At 30.6% G+C, this 9,083-nt stretch carries 8 protein-coding genes; all 8 read left to right on the forward strand.

All coding sequences use genetic code 11. From position 1 onward, the window contains the following. Positions 1–3: 3 nt before the first annotated feature. Positions 4–1,434 (forward strand): DUF3987 domain-containing protein, encoded by a 1,431-nt coding sequence (locus QLS97_RS16590; RefSeq protein ID WP_282718245.1) that lies wholly within the window; start codon positions 4–6, stop codon positions 1,432–1,434. 226 nt (positions 1,435–1,660) lie between these two features. Beyond that, positions 1,661–2,713, forward strand: a complete 1,053-nt coding sequence (locus QLS97_RS16595) for a DUF6371 domain-containing protein (protein WP_282718246.1) — start codon at positions 1,661–1,663, stop codon at positions 2,711–2,713. A 157-nt stretch (positions 2,714–2,870) separates the two neighbouring features. After that, positions 2,871–3,356: a BfmA/BtgA family mobilization protein gene (locus tag QLS97_RS16600; RefSeq protein ID WP_282718248.1), complete on the forward strand. Its 486-nt coding sequence runs from the start codon at positions 2,871–2,873 to the stop codon at positions 3,354–3,356. Further along, positions 3,356–4,255 (forward strand): DUF5712 family protein, encoded by a 900-nt coding sequence (locus QLS97_RS16605; RefSeq protein WP_282718249.1) that lies wholly within the window; start codon positions 3,356–3,358, stop codon positions 4,253–4,255. Before QLS97_RS16600 ends, QLS97_RS16605 begins: the two co-directional genes overlap by 1 nt. A 68-nt stretch (positions 4,256–4,323) precedes the next feature. Further along, positions 4,324–4,815 carry a HigA family addiction module antitoxin gene (locus QLS97_RS16610; RefSeq protein ID WP_282718250.1) on the forward strand — a complete coding sequence of 164 codons (492 nt, stop codon included), beginning with the start codon at positions 4,324–4,326 and terminating at the stop codon, positions 4,813–4,815. A gap of 69 nt (positions 4,816–4,884) precedes the next feature. Continuing rightward, on the forward strand, positions 4,885–5,052 hold the full coding sequence (locus QLS97_RS16615) for a hypothetical protein (RefSeq protein WP_282718251.1): 168 nt from the start codon (positions 4,885–4,887) through the stop codon (positions 5,050–5,052). Positions 5,053–5,091: 39 nt separating this feature from the next. After that, positions 5,092–5,298: a hypothetical protein gene (locus QLS97_RS16620; RefSeq protein ID WP_282718252.1), complete on the forward strand. Its 207-nt coding sequence runs from the start codon at positions 5,092–5,094 to the stop codon at positions 5,296–5,298. A gap of 342 nt (positions 5,299–5,640) precedes the next feature. Further along, on the forward strand, positions 5,641–9,083 hold a 3,443-nt coding region (locus QLS97_RS16625; protein WP_282718254.1), incomplete at its 3' end, for a DUF7149 domain-containing protein.

Genomic DNA, 9,083 nt, shown 5'->3' on the forward strand with positions numbered 1-9,083 from the left:
GTTATGATCGACCTAAAAAACAATACCCTTCTTACTAAGGAAAGTAAAAAGGGTAAAATCTTTGATTCGCAAAACAAAGATATAGAAAAAGAAGGACGAATTGATATCGTTGATCTGGAAATTGATTTTTTGAAACATAAAGAAACCCAAGGAAACTTATTCCCAATCGGGATTTATCCAAAAGCCATACAAGAGATAATTATTGAGATACACAATAAACATCTATTTCCCATAGATTATCTTGGCGCAGGCATTCTTTCGGCTGCTTCGGCTTCAATTGGTAAATCACATAAACTTGAAGTAAAACATGGATGGCAAGAAAAAGTAAACCTATTTATGGTAATTGTTGGGCAACCAGGAGATGCAAAGACGCAAGCTTTAAAATTTTGCTTCAACCCTATTCAAATCAAAGAGAGTCAACTATTTGCAGATTATGAAAATCAATTAGTTGAATACGAAAAAAGTAATTCTGAAAATTCAGAACATAAAAACAAGGAAAAAAAACCAATCTTAAAGAGGTATTTATTAAGTGATTTTACTCCCGAGGCATTAATTCTAAATCACAGTTCTAACAAGAGAGGTATTTGCATTTATGTAGATGAATTAAATGGATGGTTAAAGAATTTTAACCGTTATAATAGTTCAGGTGAAGCCGAAACCTATTTAAGTTTATGGAGCGGTACACAGATTACGACCGATAGAGCTTCGGGGAAATCCCTGAGACTAGAAGATCCTTGCTTAAGCGTTATTGGTAGCACTCAAATTTCGGTTTTAAAGGATTTTGGAAAAGATGGAAGATCAACTAATGGCTTTATGGATCGATTACTGTTTGTTTATCCAAACGAGGAGAAAATATTACGTTGGAATATAGAACAAGTAAATAAAGTACTTTTCAATAATTACACTACACTTATTCATAATTTAATTGATTTGGGTGATGATGATACTAATATATCTAATGTTTTCACAATGGAAACTGATGCAAAAGAGTACTTATTCCGATGGCAAAATAATAGACCCGACAAATTTTTCTTTGATTATGAACGAAGCGTAGAAATAAAACTGCAACAATATGTGCTGCGGTTTGCATTAATTCTTCAATTAATTCATTCAACAGTACAAAGCGAATCAAAAAACCAAGTAGATGTATCTTCTATCAAAGGTGCCATCCAATTATTTGACTATTTCTACCATAATGCTATTCAAGTACGAGCAGAGATTCTAAAAAAGAATTATTTCGAAACCCTTACAGAACTTCAAAAAAATATTTTAAACGAACTCCCCAAAACTTTTACAACTGCAGAAGGGATAAAAATAGCTTGTAAATTAATTGAAGGCAAACCCAGAGTTTCTGACAGACAATTTAAAACCTACTTAAAAGACCTCAAATTATTCAAACGGCTTGCACACGGAAGTTATGAAAAAACAGTATAGACTTCACTTTCTTCACTTTCTTCACTTTAAACACTAAAATACTGAATTACAGTATTTTAAAAACACTAGTTTATGCGAAATTAGTGAAGAAAGTGCAATTTAGTATTTCATCAATTATTTACAAAGTGAAGTCAAAATGAAGCCAAAGTGAAGCTATGTAGCATTGTTAAACCTTTGCTATTACTGGAAAGTGAAGAAAGTGAAGAAAGTGAAACCATAGTAAATTATGCATAAATATACATTACATAAAAAATCAACAAAACACCCGTGTCCAAACTGTAATAAAAAAACAATGGTACTTTATATTGATGTAGAATCAAGCGAATATGTTTCTCTAATAGTTGGAAGATGTGACAGAGAAATAAATTGTGGCTATTACTATACTCCTAAATCTTATTTTATGGATAATAACATAGAATATAAAATTCATGTTCCCTACGAAGCCAAATCAGTAAAACAAGAGCAAATTTCATATCATAATGAAAAGGAATTACTGGCAACCTTTAAATACCATTCAGAAAATAATTTCATATCCTTCCTATTATCAAAATTTGATATTCAAGAGGTAGAAAAAATAGTTGATGAATATAAAATAGGAACTGCAAATTTCTGGCATTTCGGAACTATATTTTGGCAGATCGATGAAAAAAATCTTATCAGAGGGGGAAAAATAATTATTTACAATAAATCCGGAAAAAGGACTAAATATATTAATTGGGTACACTCGTTAAAAATAAAATGGGATGAAATAACAGGTTTCAAACTCAGCCAATGCTTTTTCGGCGAACATTTAATAAACGGTAACGAAAATATCATTGCAATAGTTGAATCCGAAAAAACCGCTTGTATAATGAGCATTTTATTCAAAAAATATATCTGGTTGGCTGCAGGTAGTCTAAATGGCTTAAATGAAACCAAAATGAAAGTTCTAAAAAAACGAAAAATTATATTATATCCAGATTTGGGTGTATGTGGTCCTAATGGAAGTCCGTTCAGTATTTGGAAATCTAAGTGCGAGTATTTTAAAAGTAAAGGATTTGATATTCAAATTTCAAATTTATTAGAATTAAAAGGCAATGTTGAGGATAGGAACAATGGTTTCGATATTGCTGACTATTTTTTAGAAAACATCAATTACACTCCAAAAAAACTTGATTCAAATGAACATAAATTAATAAACCTACTATATCAAAAAAACAAAAATTTAAAGCTTCTGATTGATGTCTTTGACCTTAGAGATTATTATGGAAACACAATCTCACTGTCTCTAAAAGAGTAGCAAGTAGGACAGGGGCGGAAAAACCCCTATCCTACTTGCTCTGCGAGGCTGAAGCCTTGAAAATAAGGCTTTCTTTAAGAATGAAATTTATAAGATTTTATAATCCAAATACAATAAAAACATAACTAACTGATTAACAGTTTCAAAAAATATAATTATGACTAAAAAAAGTATCATTATAGATGAAAAAGCTCATACAGAACTTGGAAAATTATCTGAAAGTTTGCGAATGAACTTGGGTTCTCTTGTTAAAGAGATGATTTATTATTTCAAAAAAACAGGTATCGATCCTAAAGATGCTGCAAACAAAAATCCTTCTGAAATGATTTCTACTTTAGACAAAAGAATTGTCTCTTTTCTAAAAGTACAGGAACGAGATATTTTGAAACCATTAAGGCAAGATGTTTTCAATTATCAAAATTCCCATAAAGAGGAAATTCTTAAATTAATAAATTCAATAAATAAACTCTTAAATCAGCATTCAGAAAGGATGAATGAAATTAAAAAAAATGATACTGACAGAAACAAACTTATAGCAATTGAATTAGAAAAAAATAGACAAGCAATTTTAGCTATTTGTCTATTATTAGATGAGAAAAACAAGTCCGGTACCATTGATAAACTTAAATCTATCTTTTCATAATGCCAATATCTAAACCGCATAGTTCACTCGGTTCTGACAATAAAGGGAGTTGTTCTAAATTAGCTATTTACTTAGAAAAAGAAAACGAAGATTTAGACAAAATCATAAAAAAAACTTCTTCAACGAGTGATGTTTATCAACTAGAGAGCAGGAAACAAGGTTTTTTTAATGATTCAGAAATAAATATCAGCACAATAGAAGCTATTAGTTCCATTGATAACAATAAAAGAAAATTAGGTGCAAATGATGCTAAATATTTTGCCCCAACAATTAGCTTTAGCGAGAATGAATTGGAACATATTGCTTTTATAGTATCGGGGAAAAGAGAAGTTACAAGTGTTTGGGACTTTAACTTGAATGAGATAGACGAATTTAATCGGCTTATTAGAGAATATGGCAGAAAAATAATGGACAATTATGCTTTAAATTTCAACCGGCAAGATAAAGGAATTAACACTGGAGGTGATTTAGTCTATTTTGCCAAAATTGAGCACTTTAGAAAATTTAAAGGAATAGACAAAGAAGTTCTTGATAGAAAAGCAATTTCAGGCACATATAAAATCGGCTTACAATCTCACATACACATTATCGTTTCCAGAAAAGATAAAACGCAAAGATTGAAATTAAGTCCTACCTGTAACGAAAAATCAACTAGTAGAACGATTGGTGACAATGAGTATCAAGTTGGATTTGACAGGGTCAAATGGATTAATATGAATGAAAAAACATTTGACAAGTATTTTAAATATAAACGAAAAGAACTTGAAAAATTTAAAAATCAAATTATTCTAAAAAATGGAAGCCCTCAAGAAAAACTTGAACTTCTTAACCAAATAGATGCAATACAAAAAACGAAATCTATCAGAAGTATTAATTTTAATCAATCTCAAAAAAAATAAAAATATGGAATACATAGATGTTACAGGCGATTTTTTTGCGAAACTATTGGAGAGCACAAAAGAAATATATGGACATTATAACTTATGATCTAAACGAAATAGTAAAATGTTTAGAATTATTTCCAAAGGATTACGGTATGGACATTAACGAACTCTTAAAAGAAATCGTGAAAAACTATTTAGAAAAAGAGGTAGCTTGCATTGAGGAATATGAATCTAAAAAATTTGCAAACCATGTTTTTGAGAAATTTAGGAAAAAGAGAAGTCAAATAACTATTCAATTTGGGTCAAAAATAAACATCATGGGAAAAAAAATAAAAAAAACACATCCCGGACAAATTCTATACATGGAACTTGTCGAGGGTAGAAAATTGACTATTCGCAAAATTACTGAACTACTTGGAACTACAGAAGCTAATTTTTCAAATATAATAAATGGTCACACCTCTATTACTCTTGATATGGCTTTAAGATTAGAAAAAGTATTTGGAGGAACAGCAAGTCATTTACTTAAGTTACAAAGTTCTTATGATTTAGCAAAAGAAAACCCAAAAAATTGAGAATCAAATAACTATTCAATTTTGGTAAAAGTATTACTCTGTACACATCATTAAAAAACTTAATTTAAAATGGAAAACATCACACACCAAACTTATGTTAATTCTAATATTCGTTTAAATGAACTTATAGACATTGTTACTGACGAAATAGAAAGTAACGACCCTATTGCAATTGAATTTTTGGAAATAACTTCTATTATTAAAACTTATGAAAAAATACATTTTCCTGTATTCTGAGTTTATCTATGTAATTTAAAATTATGATAAAAAACAAATATGGATCCATATACTAAAATAAGAGTTATTGCTGTTACTGAAGCAGAATTTGAATCTGATCGTAATAGATATTTAGATTTACTATGCAAACATCAAAATACAATAGTTCTTCAAGAAGACGGAAGTTTCTCAGGTTTGTTTTATAATACCGAAGCAAAATTTGGAGAAAAACGAACTTACAGAATTTCGGGTAAAATAGAAGAATAAGCTATTTAAACAAAAGGGTAATATATTTCTATAGATATAAATATGTATGTATGTATGTATGTATGTATGTATGTTTGTATGTATAAAAATATAAATGTTATTTAATTAAAATGTATTGCGTTTATTTTTAGAAAACCGACTTCGAGTACTAGCTTATAGTCACAGAATATCTTAATAACAACTAAAAAGATACTAAAAGAAAGATATTTCTTTACTATTTATGGTTTTCCTCATTACTGTTCAGTATATATTCGATACTTTAGCATTCGTGAAAATTTTAATACAAAAAAAACACTTCTTGCATCATTGCAGTGGAACAAAACAAAGAATAGTCCAAAACCCATGAATACAATACTTCTAGAACCTCGTAAGGCACTCAACAAAGCCTTTCTTAAAATCAAACCAAACCGTACTCATATTGAGAGTTTTAAAACGAATTTGATACAGATTTTAGATTCTATAAATGAAAAGGAAAGTGAAGAGTTTCATAAAAACTTAGTGATTGATTTCCTAAAGAAAACCTATTACGATCCCAACTATTCTGTAAATACTAAAGGACGTAATGATTTAGTGATTCATAACGGGAAAGATGCCAAAACCAATGTTGGCGTTATAATTGAAGCAAAAAGTCCAATCAACAAAACCGAGATGATTACCGTGGGAAATCTGAACGGGAAAGCCTTGCAAGAGCTAGTTTTATACTACATGCGGGAACGCATCACGCATAAAAATACCGAATTAAAACACATAGTTGTTACTAATATTCACGAATGGTTTGTTTTTGATGCCCAACTCTTCAATAAGTTATTTGCGGAAAATAAATCGTTTACAAAACAGTTTGTTGATTTTGAAGAAGGGCGATTGTCGGGCAAAACAACGGATTATTTTTACAAAGAGATTGCAAAACCTTTTATCGAAAGTGTACAAAACACGATAGAATTTGCTCATTTTGACATTCGGAAATACGATAAACCATTGCGAAATGTAGACAAGGAAGATGACAAACTCCTCGTGGCGCTGTTCAAATTATTATCTCCGGAGCATTTATTGAAGTTGTCTTTTGCAAATGACAGCAATTCACTGGATAAAAACTTTTATAGTGAGTTACTGCATATCATTGGACTAACCGAAGTAAAAGAAGGTGGTAAAAAACTAATTGAACGCCACAAACAAGGAAAAAGAAACTCCGGTTCCCTGTTAGAGAATGCTATTGAGCAATTGGATAGTCTGGATAAAATATCTCGATTACAAAGCCCAAAACAATACGGAGATACCAATGAAGAACGCCTTTTTACGGTCGCACTAGAACTTACTATTACTTGGGTGAATCGCATATTGTTTTTGAAGTTATTGGAAGCGCAATTGATTACTTACCACAAAGGAGACAAAAGCTATTCTTTTTTGAATTCCCATTTAATAAAAGACTACGATAATCTGAATAGTTTATTCTTTCAAGTTTTGGCAAAAAAAACAGAAGATAGAAACGAAAGAGTATTCAATGATTTTGCAAAAGTACCCTATTTAAATAGTTCCCTGTTTGAACCAACAGATTTAGAGCATGAAACCTTGTTTATTTCACAACTGGAAGACAACAACACCTTGCCTCTACTCCCAGCAACAGTCATTAAAGACAATCAGGGAAAAAAAAATACAGGAACTAAAAAAGCTTTGGATTATTTCTTCTCCTTCCTTGATGCTTATGACTTTGCCAGTGAAGGAAGTGAGGACATACAGGAAGACAACAAAACCCTAATAAACGCTTCGGTATTAGGATTGATATTTGAAAAAATAAATGGCTACAAAGACGGTTCTTTCTTTACACCTAGTTTCATTACGATGTACATGTGTAAAGAAACGATTCGTAGAGCCGTGGTACAAAAGTTCAATGAAACCAAAAATTGGGATTGTAACGATTTTGATTCCCTTTATGATAAAATTGAGGATAGAAAAGAAGCAAATGACATTATAAACAGCCTAAAAATATGTGATCCTGCAGTGGGGTCCGGACATTTCTTGGTTTCAGCTTTGAATGAAATCATTGCTATTAAAAATGATTTACGGGTTTTGCAAGACCATAATGGCAACCGACTGAAAGAATACCATTTTGAAGTAGTCAATGATGAATTGATTGTTACTGACGAAGATGCCATTCCTTTCTCCTACAATCCTAAGAATAAAGAAAGCCAACGCATACAGGAAACTTTGTTTCACGAGAAGCAAAATATTATCGAAAACTGTTTATTTGGAGTTGATATAAACCAAAACTCGGTAAAAATTTGCCGTTTGCGTTTGTGGATCGAGTTATTAAAGAATGCATATTACAGACCCAATACCAATGAACTCGAAACCTTACCTAACATTGACATTAATATAAAATGTGGAAACTCGTTAATGAGCCGTTTTGCATTGGATGCTGATTTAAAAGAAGCCTTAAAGAAAAGCAAACTTTCTATTGATGAGTATAAAAATGCTGTTAATACCTACCGTAATGCGGATAGTAAGGAGCAAAAACGAGAAATGGAAGTATTAATTGGCGAAATAAAAACCAATTTTAGAAGTGAGATTAATGCTAATGATCCTAAACTAATTAAACTCTATAAACTAAAAGGTGAACATCTTGTCCTTACCTCTCAAACAGGATTATTTGAACTGAGTAAAAAAGAAGAGACCGAACGCAACAAAAAAGTAAAAGCAGTCACAGAAGAAATAAAAAAACTGGATACCGATATTGAAGAAATAAAAAGCAACAAAATCTATGAGAATGCATTTGAATGGCGTTTTGAATTCCCTGATGTTCTAAATGACGGTGGTGATTTTGTAGGGTTCGATGTAATAATTGGAAATCCGCCTTATGTACAACTCCAAAAAATGGGACAAGACAGTGTTAGTTTAGAAAAAATGAATTTCGAAACTTATGCAAGAACAGGGGATATTTATAGTCTTTTTTATGAATTAGGTTTTAATATCCTTTGTAAAAACGGATTGTTAACTTTTATTACTTCAAATAAATGGATGCGAGCTGCCTATGGAGAAAGTTTACGCAACTATTTTGTTGAAAAAACAAATCCAATATTACTTATTGATTTTGGAGGTGTACAAGTATTTGATTCCGCTACAGTTGATACAAATATATTCATGGGGACGAAAGCAAAATATGAAGAAAAAACAAATGCATGCTTATTAAATAAAGATTTTAGATCTGATTTATTAGAAGATTTTATCAAAAATAATTCTACTCCTACTCATTTTAAAAGCAACAGTTGGGTAGTATCGTCTTCTATCGAAAAAAGGATAAAAGAAAAAATAGAAAAAATTGGAACACCATTAAAAGATTGGGATATTAAAATATATAGGGGAGTTCTAACAGGCTACAATGAGGCTTTTATCATTGACGGAAAAAAACGAGATGAGCTAATCAAAGAAGATCCAAAAAGTGTCGAGATTATTAGACCGATTTTACGCGGCAGGGATATTAAAAGATATTCATATGAATTTGCTGATTTGTGGTTAATTAATACTCATAATGGCATCAAAGAAAAAGGTATAAAACCTATAGATATTGATAATTATCCAATTATTAAAAAACATTTAGACAAGTTTTATCCTCAATTGGAAAAACGCACTGATAAAGGGGATTCTCCATATAATTTGAGAAACTGTGCTTATATGGAGGATTTTTCTAAACAGAAAATAATCTATCCAAACATGACAAAGTTTTTACCATTTCACTTGGACAACGAAGGATTTATACAAAATGATAAATCGTTTATGATTACTGGAGAAAA

Source organism: Flavobacterium yafengii (genome assembly GCF_030010375.1).
Lineage (GTDB): Bacteria > Bacteroidota > Bacteroidia > Flavobacteriales > Flavobacteriaceae > Flavobacterium > Flavobacterium yafengii.

What these genes read in the sequence shown, in the direction of transcription:
- QLS97_RS16590 (WP_282718245.1), top strand. Translation starts at nt 4, where the DNA reads ATGATCGACCTAAAAAACAATACCCTTCTTACTAAGGAAAGTAAAAAG.
- QLS97_RS16595 (WP_282718246.1), top strand. Translation starts at nt 1,661, where the DNA reads ATGCATAAATATACATTACATAAAAAATCAACAAAACACCCGTGTCCA.
- QLS97_RS16600 (WP_282718248.1), top strand. Translation starts at nt 2,871, where the DNA reads ATGACTAAAAAAAGTATCATTATAGATGAAAAAGCTCATACAGAACTT.
- QLS97_RS16605 (WP_282718249.1), top strand. Translation starts at nt 3,356, where the DNA reads ATGCCAATATCTAAACCGCATAGTTCACTCGGTTCTGACAATAAAGGG.
- QLS97_RS16610 (WP_282718250.1), top strand. Translation starts at nt 4,324, where the DNA reads ATGGACATTATAACTTATGATCTAAACGAAATAGTAAAATGTTTAGAA.
- QLS97_RS16615 (WP_282718251.1), top strand. Translation starts at nt 4,885, where the DNA reads ATGGAAAACATCACACACCAAACTTATGTTAATTCTAATATTCGTTTA.
- QLS97_RS16620 (WP_282718252.1), top strand. Translation starts at nt 5,092, where the DNA reads ATGGATCCATATACTAAAATAAGAGTTATTGCTGTTACTGAAGCAGAA.